The 13,225-nt window shown below is 43.4% G+C and carries 10 protein-coding genes and 1 riboswitch; of the genes, 4 read left to right on the plus strand and 6 right to left on the minus strand.

Translation table 11 applies throughout. The features are described from left to right. Positions 1–26: 26 nt before the first annotated feature. Both QEP08_RS04690 and QEP08_RS04695 read right to left on the minus strand, forming a co-directional pair. Entirely contained in the window at positions 27–869 is an 843-nt protein-coding gene (locus tag QEP08_RS04690) for an N-acetylmuramoyl-L-alanine amidase family protein (RefSeq protein ID WP_285056252.1), read from the minus strand. Positions 870–891: 22 nt separating this feature from the next. Beyond that, the gene (locus QEP08_RS04695; RefSeq protein ID WP_285056253.1) at positions 892–1,770 is read right to left on the minus strand and encodes an N-acetylmuramoyl-L-alanine amidase family protein; all 879 of its coding nucleotides are present in this window, start codon (positions 1,768–1,770) and stop codon (positions 892–894) included. A gap of 155 nt (positions 1,771–1,925) precedes the next feature. On the opposite strand from QEP08_RS04695, the gene QEP08_RS04700 reads away from it, so the two are divergent. Genes QEP08_RS04700 through QEP08_RS04710 form a run of 3 tightly spaced genes read left to right on the plus strand, consistent with a single transcriptional unit; the run spans position 1,926 to position 7,147 of the window. Continuing rightward, a complete protein-coding gene (locus tag QEP08_RS04700; protein ID WP_285056255.1) occupies positions 1,926–4,514 on the plus strand; it encodes a putative LPS assembly protein LptD in 2,589 nt (862 codons plus the stop codon). Positions 4,515–4,523: 9 nt separating this feature from the next. Then, on the plus strand, positions 4,524–5,771 hold the full coding sequence (locus tag QEP08_RS04705) for a competence/damage-inducible protein A (RefSeq protein WP_285056257.1): 1,248 nt from the start codon (positions 4,524–4,526) through the stop codon (positions 5,769–5,771). A gap of 50 nt (positions 5,772–5,821) precedes the next feature. Next, positions 5,822–7,147 (plus strand): dihydrolipoamide acetyltransferase family protein, encoded by a 1,326-nt coding sequence (locus tag QEP08_RS04710; RefSeq protein WP_285056259.1) that lies wholly within the window; start codon positions 5,822–5,824, stop codon positions 7,145–7,147. Positions 7,148–7,209: 62 nt separating this feature from the next. Here QEP08_RS04710 and QEP08_RS04715 read toward each other — a convergent pair whose 3' ends face one another. The 4 genes from QEP08_RS04715 to QEP08_RS04730 all read right to left on the minus strand — a co-directional run bounded on the left by QEP08_RS04715 (position 7,210) and on the right by QEP08_RS04730 (position 12,452). Continuing rightward, entirely contained in the window at positions 7,210–8,451 is a 1,242-nt protein-coding gene (locus QEP08_RS04715; RefSeq protein ID WP_285056260.1) for a homoserine dehydrogenase, read from the minus strand. A 7-nt stretch (positions 8,452–8,458) separates the two neighbouring features. Further along, positions 8,459–9,517, minus strand: a complete 1,059-nt coding sequence (locus tag QEP08_RS04720) for a homoserine O-acetyltransferase family protein (RefSeq protein ID WP_285056262.1) — start codon at positions 9,515–9,517, stop codon at positions 8,459–8,461. A gap of 21 nt (positions 9,518–9,538) precedes the next feature. Next, positions 9,539–10,843, minus strand: coding sequence for an O-acetylhomoserine aminocarboxypropyltransferase/cysteine synthase family protein (locus QEP08_RS04725; RefSeq protein ID WP_285056263.1), 1,305 nt, complete (start codon positions 10,841–10,843; stop codon positions 9,539–9,541). 206 nt (positions 10,844–11,049) lie between these two features. Beyond that, positions 11,050–11,163: riboswitch (SAM riboswitch) on the minus strand. Between the two features lie 173 nt (positions 11,164–11,336). Further along, complete coding sequence (locus tag QEP08_RS04730) at positions 11,337–12,452, minus strand: trans-sulfuration enzyme family protein (RefSeq protein WP_285056265.1); 1,116 nt, start codon at positions 12,450–12,452, stop codon at positions 11,337–11,339. Between the two features lie 116 nt (positions 12,453–12,568). Between QEP08_RS04730 and QEP08_RS04735 the strand changes: the two genes are divergently transcribed. Continuing rightward, complete coding sequence (locus tag QEP08_RS04735) at positions 12,569–13,057, plus strand: lipocalin family protein (RefSeq protein ID WP_285056267.1); 489 nt, start codon at positions 12,569–12,571, stop codon at positions 13,055–13,057. Positions 13,058–13,225: the final 168 nt, after the last annotated feature.

Below are 13,225 nucleotides of genomic sequence, written 5' to 3' on the forward strand. Positions count from 1 at the left end.
TGTTTTTTTATACAGGTGCTGTGAACTTAATTGATTTCAGTTTCCTTTTTATAGGTTTTTATTGCTTTAAAAATAGAATTTACAATTTCCGCCTGTCCGCTGTCCGAGTTGATGTACTTCTCTTCAGTGGGGTTGGAAATAAATCCAATCTCAGTAAGTACTGCAGGTAATCCGCAACGCTGCAAGATCAATAAACCCTGTTCTTTTACCCCTCTGTTAACCCTGCCGTCGTCATTGGTATAGTTGTTCTGGATTAACCTAGCAAGTTTCAGACTTTTGTCCCGGAATAAATTCTTAAACAAAGATAATATAATAAATGTTTCAGGATCATTGGGATCATAGCCGTTGTAGTTTTGTTTGTAATTCTTTTCGAGTTTGATGTCTTCGTTTTCGCGAATGGCAGCATCTTGTTCATTTAACCGGTGTGAACCCGCGACAAATGTTTCAGTCCCGCTGGTGACTGTGTTTTTTCGATAGCCGTATCTGGGAATTCTTTTGCCCTTTTTATTGCGGGTATAACCTGTTATCACTCTTCTGTCAGGCATGGAATTACAATGTATGGACAGAAAAAGATCAGCCTTGTTGTCGTTGGCAAGTGCGGCCCTTTTGTAAAAATCTACATCAACATCTGTTTTCCTGGTGTAGAGCACTTTAACCTCCGGCATTTCTTCTTCTATCTTTTTGCCCAGCTTCAAGGCTACTTCAAGTGCCACATTTTTTTCCAATGAAAAGCTCCCCCTGGCACCTGGTTTTTTGCCGCCGTGACCAGCATCTATAACAATAGTTTTAACCTTGTAACCCTGAGAAAATGTGACTAGTGAACTAAAAAATAGAAATGATAACGGAAGCAAAACTTTGTTTAATCTCATTCAAATGCGGTTTAGTTTGTAATTATCCTTCGAGGTTCTTTTTGTAATTTTCTATGGCCTTTAATAAACAATTGGTGATTTCATTTTGTCCGGTTTCAGAATTCATGTAATCCTCTTCTTCAGGATTGCTGATAAATCCGATCTCTGTGAGGATGGCGGGCATCCCGGCGCGCGCCAGTACGGCCAGGCTTTTTTCCTGAACACCGCGGTCTATACGGCCGGCATTGATGTATTCATCCTGTACCAGTTTTGCAAGCCTCAGGCTCTGTGTTCTAAACGTATTTTTCATCAGAGAAAGTATGATCATGTTTTCCGGGTTGTTGGGGTCAAATCCTTCATAGTTCTCTTTGTAGTTTTCTTCAAGAAAAATAGCTGCATTTTCCCTTTTTATTGCTTCATCCTGTTCGTTTACCCTGCCAATACCCGAGACAAATGTTTCTACTCCTCTTGTTGAAGTGCTTTTTCTGCTTACAGTCCTGGTTATCGGCACCCTTTTTCCTTTGCTGTTTCTTCTATATCCCGTTACTACGGTTGACCTGTGAACAGGCATATCGTTGCAATGGATAGAGATAAAAAGATCGGCTTTGGCATTGTTTGCTACTGCAATTCTTTCGTAAAGTGGAATAAAAACATCCTCAGTACGGGTATAAATCACTTTTATATCCTTCATGTTTGCCTCAATAGCCGCGCCAAGATGTAAGGCTGTCTTCAGTGCAACGTCCTTTTCAGTGGAATAAAGCCCCCTGGTGCTGCCATCCTTACCACCATGACCAGCGTCAATTACGATAGTTTTTATTTTATATCCTTGCGTAAATGCTTGATAGCTAGATACAATATTGATTGCTAAAGAAATAAATACGATCAAAATAGCTTTTGGTCTGAGCAATGGTATATTTTTCATTAATTTTGAACGTTTTGGATTAAACATTAATGCAAAAATAACATTCACACACGAATTTGAAACTTTTACGGTATATCATTTTTCTTAACTTAACTGTTTTATTAACATCTGTTAGTAATCGGGCTGCTGCTTTTTCCTCATCTTCCTGGCAGCAGGTGATCAGACAGAACGATACGACAAAAAGAACTGGTACTAAAAGAATGGTTACAGATACCAGCTCAAAAGATACAGTTGCAAGTGAAAAACTGGAATATTCGGCAAAAGATTCAACCAGGTTCAGCCCCGACAAAAAAATTGTTTACCTGTACGGCGGTGCAAGGGTGATTTATCAGGGATTGGAGCTGGATGCTGATTATATTACCTATAATGACAGTACAAAAATGCTCTTTGCACGCGGTACAACCAACTCAAAGGGTAAGTATATAGGCAGACCCATTATAAAAATGGAAGGGCAGGGCACCTCGCTTGCAGATTCATTAAGATACAACACCGAAACACTGGAAGCCCAGATCTGGGACGTTTTTACCGAGCAGGAAGGCGGTTTTTTTTCCGGGGGAAAAGCCAAAAAACAACCGGACGATGAAATTCACAGCAAAGGCCAGACCTATAGTACTTGTAATTTGCCCCATCCTCACTTCGGCATCCATATCACTAAAGGAATTGTGACCGGCAACCAGATCATCACCGGTCCGGTGTACCTAAAAATTGAGGATATCCCTCTGCCCATTGGATTGCCTTTTGCGTTTTTCCCCAAGCCCAACAAAAAATCATCAGGGATAATTATGCCATCTCCCGGTGAGGATTATACCAGGGGGTTCTTCCTGCGGGACGGGGGGTATTACCTCGGGCTAAGTGACTACTGGGATGCAAAGATCACGGGTACCATTTATACAAGGGGTTCATACGATGCTTCGCTACTGTCCAATTATACCAAAAGATACAAATACAACGGCAACATCAACCTGAGGTATTCCAACTCCAGGTACGGCTCTGAAGGCAGCCCGGATTTTAACCAGATTAAAGATTTTAAGATCTTATGGAGCCATAGCCAGAATGCAAATGCAAAGCCGGGGACGTCATTCTCAGCTTCCGTAGATGCGGGAACGACAAGTTATGATGCCAATACTGCCGCCGGAGGAAGTTATGATCCGTATCAGTCAGCAAAAAACACCTTACAATCAAGCGTTGGCTATGGAAAAGTGTGGGACAATGGGATGAACCTGGGCATAACGGCGAGCGGCAGGCAGGAAACCCAAAACAAAACGGTGGATTTACTCTTGCCTGATCTCAATTTTTCCATCCCTACTTTTAGCCCTTTTGATTCTAAAGACCGGGTCGGAGAGCAAAAATGGTATCAGAAGATCACAGTTGGATATAGTATGCAGGCCAGCAATAAGATCAATACTAAGGAAAGCGAACTGTTCAAAAGAGAATCCCTCAATAAATTCGTCAATGGAATGAGTCATCAAATCCCGGTGAACATGTCTTTTGCAGTAAGTAATTTTAATTTTAATATGGGGGGCACTTACCAGGAAAGGTGGTCGCTTCAGAGCATAGAAAAAACTTATGTGAGGGTGGTGAACAGTTCTGACGTACAGATCATTGATACCATACCCGGATTTAAAAGAAATGCAGAATACAACGCCAATGTGGGCCTTTCTACCAAGATTTACAGCACAGCCCAGTTCAATAAGTTTGGCAATTTTAAAGCCCTGAGACACGTGATGACCCCAAGGGTAGGCTTCACCTATACGCCGGATTTTTCAGACCCGAAAAGAGGTTATTACAAAATAGCAAAATATGCAGACGGTACAGACGTAATCGGAACAGATGGCAAGCCGCTTAAATATTCTATTTTTGAAAGCACTTTATATGGTGGTCCGGGCTCAGGACGTTCAGCAGCCCTTTCTTTCGGGATAGACAACACAGTGGAAGCGAAAGTTCTTACCCCAAATGACTCCACCGGAAAGGGCAATAAGAAAATACCCGTTATACAAGGGCTTGGTCTTAGCGGTTCTTATAATTTTCTTGCAAAAAGCTATAAGCTGTCTACATTGAGCTTTAACGGCCGATCACAGTTTACAGATAAACTGGGCATCAACTATTATGGCACGCTTAATCCTTACCAGTATAAGGACAGTGTAGATGCTTCAGATGTAGCTGTCAGGGACTCCAGAGGAGTACAGTACAGAAATCTTGTAGACAAATACACCTGGCAGGCAGGAAGACTGCCCCGTTTAACAAGCTTTGGCTTCTCTTTTGACTACAGTTTCAATCCCGAAGCCCTGAAAAAGAGAAATGAAAACCAAGATAATTTAAAGGAACAGGTGGAAAAGGGCGCGATGACACAGGAACAGTCTGACGCACTGGCCAGGGTAAGCCGCGATCCGAATGCATTTGTCGATTTTAAAATTCCCTGGAACTTCGCCTTCAGTTATAGCTTTCAGTACAGTACAGACGCAGTTGGACTAAACAGTAATGTTTCAAACACGTTAAACTTTAACGGCGATGCAAATATCACCCCTAAGTGGAAGGTACAGTTTACTTCGGGCTGGGATTTTCAGGCAAAGACCTTTTCCCAGACCAACTTTTCAATCTACAGAGACCTGCACTGCTGGGACATGAGCTTTAGCTGGGTGCCCTTCGGGAGATATCAATCCTATTCGGTAGATATAAAAGTCAAGGCATCAATACTTCAGGATTTAAAGCTGAGCAAGAGAAAACAATATTTTACCCGATTCTAATCCCATTTTATGTTAGCTGAAATCATTACAATTGGTGACGAGATCCTGATAGGCCAGGTTGTGGATACCAATTCAGCCTGGATGGCCAAACAACTGAACCTGGCAGGTATACAAGTAAAACAGGTCACTTCGGTGTCTGATGATGCAGAACACATCACTGAAGCATTACAATTGGCAGAAAAGCGGGCGCAGATCATTCTCATTACCGGGGGGTTGGGACCTACCAAGGACGACATCACTAAATTTACCCTGGCGAAGTATTTCGGCATGGGTATGCGGCGTGATGAGGAGACACTGATTCATATACAAGGGATATTTGCCAGGTTAAAAAGGCCAATGATCGAATCTAACATGCTTCAGGCGGATGTCCCGGATGGATGCACGGTCATCCAGAACAAGAATGGCACAGCACCATGTATGTGGTTTGAGCATGATGGTAATGTGATCGTATCAATGCCTGGTGTTCCCTTTGAAATGATGTACCTTATGGAGGAAGAGATCCTGCCGCGGCTGAGCAATTCATTTCGGTTGCCTCATATCTTTCATAAAACCATTCTCACAGCGAGTATCGGCGAGTCTTTTCTTGCTGCTGAAATAGCAGGTATTGAAGACAGTCTGCCTGCTCACATTAAACTTGCCTATCTGCCCCGTTTAGGACAGGTACGATTAAGACTTAGTGGCTCCGGGACTAACGAACTTGTTTTAAAACAGGAAGTAGATCATTACGCCCGGCAGATCGCCGACAAAATAAAAAGGTATGTAGTGGTAGAAGAAGATATTGCCCTGGAAAAGGCCCTGCTCAATATTATGGAGGAGAGAAAGCTTACGCTTTCCACTGCAGAAAGCTGTACCGGCGGATATATTGCGCACCTGATCACCCAGCATCCGGGTTGCTCGGCCGTGTACACAGGCGGGGCAGTGGTTTACTCAAATCAGCTTAAGGAGTCTGTTTTGGGAGTTACGCACGAGACCCTTGAAAAATTTGGAGCGGTGAGCGAAGAAACAGTAAGAGAGATGGCGCAGGGAGCCATAGCCCGTTTTAAAACAGACTATGCGGTAGCCGTTACCGGTATAGCGGGCCCTGAAGGAGGAACACCTGACAAACCTGTAGGTACAGTTTGGATCGCCGTAGCCAGTCCTAAAGGAGTTACAGCAAAATTATTTACCTTCGGAAACAAAAGAGCTCAAAATATAGAACGCTCAGCGATAGCTGCTTTGAGTATGATTTTGAATGAACTTCGGAAGGATTATGTTTAAGTCTGCGAAATACTTTACTTTTGCATCCGATATCAATCATAAAATAAAAGATGGCTCAATACGAATTATTGTTACCAAAAATGGGGGAAAGTGTTGCAGAGGCAACCATCATTAAGTGGGTTAAGCAGCCCGGTGATATGATCGCGATTGATGACACAATCCTGGAGATCGCTACCGATAAAGTTGATTCAGAAGTTCCTTCACCGGTATCCGGTAAATTAATTAAGCAGTTATTTAAAGAAGATGAAGTGGCGCAGGTTGGTGAGGTAATTGCCATTATCGAAACGGAAGGTACTGCAGCAGGTCATGCGGTTGAAGACATTCCAGGTATGTCACAACTGGCGCCGCAGGGCGATGTTCCGGCAGCAGAAAAAGCTGAGCCGGAATCCGGGAAAAGCAGCTCAGACCGTTTTTACTCACCACTGGTAAAAAATATTGCAGCCCAGGAAAACATTACCACTGAGGAACTGGACACCCTGCATGGGACGGGCTCAGAAGGCAGACTGACCAAGGATGACCTGCTGGCTTATATTCAAACCAGAAAAGGAAATACCGCACCTGAAATAGCAAATCCGTCTGCTGCCGCAATATTGGCAAACCGACCAGATCAAACCGTTTCAAACGCTCCTGTGAAATCTGCTGTATCGCCTGCTGCCAGTCTAAATGGAGGAGACGAGATCATTGAAATGGACAGGATGCGTAAGCTGATCGCTGAACACATGGTCATGAGCATGCAGACCGCTCCGCATGTGACTTCTTTTGTAGAGGCCGATGTAACCAATATGGTGATGTGGAGGGAGAAAGTCAAACACGGCTTTGAAAAACGTGAAAATGAGAAGATCACATTCACACCAATCTTTATAGAGGCAGTAACCAAGGCGATCAAAGACTTTCCGATGATCAATGTTTCCGTAAACGGAACACAGATCATTAAAAAAAGAGACATCAACATCGGGATGGCTGCTGCGTTGCCAAGCGGTAATTTAATTGTGCCCGTTATTAAAAATGCAGATCAGTTTAATCTCGTGGGATTAACGAAATCGGTAAATGACCTGGCCCGCAGGGCACGAAATTCAAAGTTAAAGCCTGATGAGACGCAAAACGGAACGTTTACCTTAACCAATGTAGGTTCGTTTGGTAATGTAATGGGTACGCCAATCATTAACCAGCCACAGGTTGCCATCTTAGCTGTAGGCGCAATTAAAAAGAAGCCCGCAGTATTGGAGACCGAATTCGGTGATGTGATCGCAATTCGACATATGATGTTCCTTTCTTTATCTTATGACCACAGGGTAGTAGACGGTGCCCTAGGAGGTTCCTTTGTAAGAAGAGTGGCAGATTACCTGGAAAACTGGGATGTCAGCAGGGAAATATAGCATATAAGCAAAAGGCCCCAACCGGGGCCTTTTTGCTATCAAAACAATTAATAAAAAGTAATCTAGTTAAATAATACCTCTTCTTCAGCGACCATCTGAATCTGCTGTTCAGTATAAGTATACCTCCCAGTATGCGCAATAAAGATGTCCTTTTGCTCCAGCAGGTCCCGGTTGGCCAGCAGGTTTTTTAAACTCACGTTTCCGATCACATATTTATAGTCATTGCGTGAAAAGCGTTCACTGATGTTTTCAATTTGAAGCTTCTCTACAGTATATTCATGTGTATACCTCAAATACACTTCAATATTTACATTGTCCGTATGTACCAATCCATTATGCTGGTGATATTTTTTGTACTCATAGCGATAGTCATACCTCAATGCAGCAATATCAGACAACACAGCAGCACCCGTAGGATGGCCGCCGGCTCCTTTGCCAAAAAAGAACTGTTTATCAGCAAAAGCAGCCTGAACAGTTACGCCATTGTACTCATTTTCCACATTGTATAGAAAATCATCAGTCTTTATAAATTTTGGCAATACATAAGTCACAATCTGTTTGGTGCTGATCTTTCTTGCAGTAGGTACCAGTTTTATCTTGAAGTTCTTTTCCCTGGCATACCTGATGTCATTGTCAGACAGATTTTGAATGCCAACATTGAGGATCTTATCCGGATTGATAAACAGACCATAAGCATGGGCCGTGGCAATGGCCAGTTTAAACTTAGGATCATAACCGCCAACATCCATGATTGGATCAGTTTCCGCAAAACCCAGGTCCTGCGCCTGTTTTAACGCAACACCATATTCCAGATCCTCATTGAATATTTTGGAAAGAATATAATTCGACGAGCCATTAAAAATGCCACTGATGCCGTGGAGCAGCTCGTTGTCATAGTACTCTTCCAGGTTACGGATGATCGGGATACTGCCGCAAACGGCGCCTTCATAGAGCAAAGAAGCACCGTATTGCTCCTGCAGTGCCACCAGTTCTGCCAAATGAAGGGCGATCATTTTTTTATTAGCGGAAACGACATTTTTACCACTGATCAAAGCTCTTTTTGTAATGGTAAATGCTGCATCTGCATCATCTATCAGTTCGACGATGGTATTGATCTCTTCATTGCCCAGGATCTCATCGTGATCTGTCGTAAACAGATGCGCGTCAAGACTACGTTTTTTATCAGCGTTCTTTATGGCTATTTTAACGATTTCCAGGTTTAAGTCCTGTCCGCGGATGATGTCATGCAGTCCTTGTCCGACTACACCGAAACCAAACAAACCAATCTTAAGTTTCTTGCTCATTTGTGTACTATGCTGTTTTATGTAATTTAATAATGTTTTTATTGATGCTTTCCTTTAAAAAATTACCGATCATATTGGTTAAAATATCGGTTTCGATCAAAAAACCGTCATGTCCATACGCAGATTTAATGCTGTGAAAAGCTGCACCCGGGATGTGCCTGGCCAGAAAATCCTGTTCCGATAAAGGGAATAAAACGTCATTTTCAACACCTATGACCAGCGTGTTGGCCTTTACAGATGCAAGTGCATCGACTACACTTTGCCTGCCTCTCCCTACATTATGGCTGTCCATAGCCTTGCTCAGGTACCAGTAACTATAAGCGTTAAAGCGCTTGCACAGTTTTTCACCCTGGTAGTTCTGATAAGATGAGGCCCTGAAAGAAGAGGTTTTGTCATTGACACTCTCCAGCTGGGTAGCCGCATAAGCATCATAAGTCCGGTAAGAAAGCAGGGCAATGCTCCGGGCAGTCTTCAGACCTTTTAATCCGCCATCCGGCTGCTGCGCATAAAAAGTGCGGTCTGTACTGATGGCAAGCCGCTGACTTTCATTAAAAGCAATGCCCCAGGGAGAATGAACAGCATTTGTAGCTATGAGTATCAGATTCTTCACAATCGAAGTGTCACTAATCGCCCATTCCAGTGCTTGTTGCCCGCCCAGCGAACCGCCGATGAGCACCCTGATCTCGTCAATGCCCAGGTGCTGTGCAAGCAAACGATGTGCCGCCACGAGGTCCCTGATGGTGAATTCAGGAAAAGCCAGATAAAAAGGCTGCCCGGTAACCGGATTTATACTCAACGGGCTGGTGGAACCATAATGTGAACCCAAAACATTAGCACATACAATAAAATGTTCTTCGGGATTAAAGAGGTCATTGCTTCCAAAGAGCCCCTTCCACCAATCCAGCACATCAGCATTGGCCGTTAGCGCATGGCATGCCCAGATCACATTGTCTTTTTTAGCATTCAGTTTGCCGTAGGTTTGATAGGCGATCTCTACATGACGCAGCTTCCTGCCATTTTCCAATTTAAACTGTTTGCTGTGTTTATATATTGCAGTGTTACTCATTTGGGGTATTAATGCTTGATTTTAAAGTTTTATAGCAGCAAAAGCTTGTTCAAAGTCTGCTTTGATGTCATCAATGTGTTCTATTCCAACCGATACACGGAGCTGATTGGGTTTTACACCGGCTGCAGCTTGTTCTGCATCGCTCAATTGCTGATGTGTGGTTGCAGAAGGCTGGATGATCAGCGTCTTGGCATCGCCCACATTGGCCAGGTGGCTAACCAGTTTAAGGCTGTCTACCAGTTTGCTGGCCTGCTGTTTGTCTCCGTGGAGTTCAAATGAAAGTACGGCACCGAAACCATTTTGCAAATATTTCTTCGCATTTGCATGGTAAGGGCTGCTTTCCAGTCCCGGGTAACTTACTGAGCTGACGGCCTCGTGATTTTCAAGCCATATCGCCAGAGCCAGGGCATTATCCACATGCCGCTGTACGCGGAGCGATAAGGTCTCTAAGCCCTGTATCAGTAAGAACGAATTGAAAGGAGAGATGGCCGGGCCAAAATCCCTTAAACCCTCCACTCTGGCGCGAATGATGAACTGTATATTTCCAAACGGACCAGCTGATCCGAAAACATCATTAAACACCAGGCCATGATAACCTTCAGAAGGTTCAGTAAACTGCGGGAACTTACCATTTCCCCAATTGTAATTTCCTCCGTCTACGATTACACCACCAATACTGGTGCCGTGGCCGCCGATCCATTTTGTTGCAGACTGAACTACAATATGGGCGCCATGTTCCAATGGTTTGAACAGATAACCTGCAGCGCCAAAAGTATTGTCAACGATCAGCGGCAGCTCATGCCTGTTGGCAATAGCAGATATTTTCTCAAAATCTATCACGCTGAAAGCAGGATTTCCAATGCTCTCCAAATAAATAGCTTTGGTATTGGCATCGATCTTTGATTCAAAATCTTCCGGATCATCGCCATTGGCAAACTTAACCTCGATACCCAGACGTTTGAAACCAACTTTAAACTGGTTGTAAGAGCCGCCATATAAATGAGATGAGGAAACAAAATTATCACCTGCCTGCAGGATATTATTTAACGCAATAAATTGCGCCGCCTGACCGGATGCAACAGCTAAACCGGCTACACCGCCTTCAAGGGCAGCAATCCGCTTTTCAAAAACATCCGTAGTGGGGTTCATAATACGGGTATAGATATTGCCGAATTCCTTTAGCGCAAAAAGGTTTGCGCCATGTTCGGAGTTTTTAAAGCCGTAAGATGTAGTCTGATAGATAGGTAAGGCCCTTGCTCCGGTGGTAGGATCTATTTCCTGACCTGCGTGTATCTGTAATGTTTCGAATTTATGAGATGCTGACATGTTATTTTAATTTAAATAATAAAAACTGGAAATTTTATTGCGTATAGTTATTTAGCGTACCCTGGTGGCAGGGCCTTCCTATTGGATCTAAATACAAAGGGAAGATTTTGTAGATTATTGTATGCCACAGCACATATATGTGCTGTGCTGCCTGCAACAATTACTAAATAAATCTGTAATGATTCTTACTGTTTTCATTTTGTTTCAATTTATCTTTCCAAAGGGCACCATGCCTTCTGGTCAGGAATTGGCACCTTCTCCATTTTGGGAGGGTTGCCAGTGGGTCAATGAGCCTGTCTCTCGCCACTTCTTTATAAATCAAACCTTAAAGTGAAGAAGGTTGACTTGATTAGCTTTCGCTAAATGATGTTGCAAATGTATGCTTAGGACTCAAAATATCCAAAATTATATTCTGAATATTTTGTAAGTATCTGTTAATTAGCTTTATAAATTGAATTTAAAATCTAAAAAACCTAAAGATCTTACTCGAAATTTAAGCCAGAGCCTGCTTTAGGTCATCAATCAGGTCGTCTATGTGTTCGAGGCCAGCAGATATCCGAATTAAATTTTGTGGTGTCTTGGTGTCAGGGCCTTCTATAGATGCGCGGTGCTCTATCAGGCTTTCCACGCCGCCCAAACTCGTCGCCTGGGCAAATAGCTTAACAGCATTTACGATTCTCCGTGCTTCAGCCGCACCCCCTTTTACCAGTATGGAAAGCATTCCTCCAAAATCACTCATTTGCGTTTTGGCAATCTCATGCTGCGGGTGCTCCCGAAGTCCGGGATAAAAGACCGCTTCTACCTGATCATGTTTTTGAAGATACAGGGCCAGAGCAAGCCCGTTGGCACTATGCGCGCGCATGCGGTACGGCAATGTTTTTATACTCCTTAGCAATAAATAACAATCAAATGGAGAAGGTACAGCGCCGCCGATCTGCTGGACATTCCTGATCTTTTCCCAAAGTTCATTTTTGGTTGCCGTGATCAGCGCACCTCCGAGAACATCGCTATGACCGCCAATATATTTTGTGGAAGAGTGCATTACGATATCCGCGCCCAGGGAAATCGGGTTTTGCAGGCATGGCGAGGCGAACGTACTGTCACAGGCAAGGATCAAATTGTTTTCTTTGGCTATTTTAGCGATCGCGGTCACATCAGTGATCTTTAATAAAGGATTGGAAGGGGTTTCCACCCATATCAGCACTGTATTTTCTTTGATGGAACTCTTTATTACGGCTATATCGGTCTGGTCTATAAAATCTATTTCCAGTGTATCCTTAAAAATGGTTTGCAGTTGCTTCTTAAAGCCCCAGTACATATCATCAGGTGCGATGATGTGGCTGCCCGGCTTTAATGCCTGGAACAAGCTCATCCCAGCGGTATTTCCCGATGAGAAAGCGCAGGCGTCGGCACCCTTCTCCAGATCAGCAAGGGCCTTCTCAAGTGCGGAACGGTTGGGATTACTCACCCTGCTGTACATATGTCCGCCAGAATAGCCACCGTCCTCATCTCTCAGAAAAGTGGTAGACAGGTTTATTGGCGGGGTCACATCTTTAGTACTGATCTTATATAAATTTCCGGCGTGTATGGCAAGTGTTTCTGGCTTCATTATTACGGTATTAATGTTTAGGAGGGCGTTTAGATAAAACAAAGTTAAAAGGATAAAAGTATTCTGCTGAGGTTTTGGCAAGATTTATGTAATTGGAATATCAAATAAAGAATAACATGAAAAGAATATTCCTGATAGCAGCCATTTTATGCAGTTCATTAATGGTTTTGCAAAGCTGTTCACCAAAAGGTGCAGCTGGTACAAATGTAACGAGAGGCAATGTAACCGGGACCTGGGTGCTGAGCGACATTACTTATGAAGGTGTGCCGGAGGCAAATGTAAAGTCATTGTTTGACGAAGGCCCTGCTTCATGTTTCAAAGGTGGCATCTGGACACTGACCAACAGTGGTAATGGCAGTTATACCCTGCCCGGCGGAGGAACCTGTGCAGCGAAGACCCAAAGCATATACTGGTCAGCAAGTCCTGCAGATCAAACTTTTCAGTTTAAAAAACTGTTTGAGGGCGATAAAGCTAAAAACGTAACTTCAGGATACCGGTCAGTATTGGCTTCGGGGGATGGAAACACCCTTGTGATCAAATCGCCGGTTGAGTATGGCACATCACCTTCATATGTCGTGCTGCATTTTACAAAAGCTACTAAATAACAATTAATACGGTTAAACAAAGGGGGGCTCAATTCATTTTGGGTTCCCTTTTTTGTTTTAGGGCCAGGCTTGCATTATTGGCATATTATTTTTCGTTTATTGATCAGCAGTTATACTGACCAATACTTCGTAAACAATTCCGGTACAGCAGCAGATCAGTTCACATTC

The organism is Pedobacter ginsengisoli (genome assembly GCF_030244015.1).
GTDB lineage: Bacteria > Bacteroidota > Bacteroidia > Sphingobacteriales > Sphingobacteriaceae > Pedobacter > Pedobacter ginsengisoli.

Bases quoted from the DNA above. Each gene is read 5' to 3' on its own strand.
- QEP08_RS04730 (WP_285056265.1), bottom strand. From the start codon at position 12,452: ATGAAGCCAGAAACACTTGCCATACACGCCGGAAATTTATATAAGATC.
- QEP08_RS04715 (WP_285056260.1), bottom strand. From the start codon at position 8,451: ATGAGCAAGAAACTTAAGATTGGTTTGTTTGGTTTCGGTGTAGTCGGA.
- QEP08_RS04705 (WP_285056257.1), top strand. From the start codon at position 4,524: ATGTTAGCTGAAATCATTACAATTGGTGACGAGATCCTGATAGGCCAG.
- QEP08_RS04735 (WP_285056267.1), top strand. From the start codon at position 12,569: ATGAAAAGAATATTCCTGATAGCAGCCATTTTATGCAGTTCATTAATG.
- QEP08_RS04690 (WP_285056252.1), bottom strand. From the start codon at position 869: ATGAGATTAAACAAAGTTTTGCTTCCGTTATCATTTCTATTTTTTAGT.
- QEP08_RS04725 (WP_285056263.1), bottom strand. From the start codon at position 10,843: ATGTCAGCATCTCATAAATTCGAAACATTACAGATACACGCAGGTCAG.
- QEP08_RS04710 (WP_285056259.1), top strand. From the start codon at position 5,822: ATGGCTCAATACGAATTATTGTTACCAAAAATGGGGGAAAGTGTTGCA.
- QEP08_RS04720 (WP_285056262.1), bottom strand. From the start codon at position 9,517: ATGAGTAACACTGCAATATATAAACACAGCAAACAGTTTAAATTGGAA.
- QEP08_RS04695 (WP_285056253.1), bottom strand. From the start codon at position 1,770: ATGAAAAATATACCATTGCTCAGACCAAAAGCTATTTTGATCGTATTT.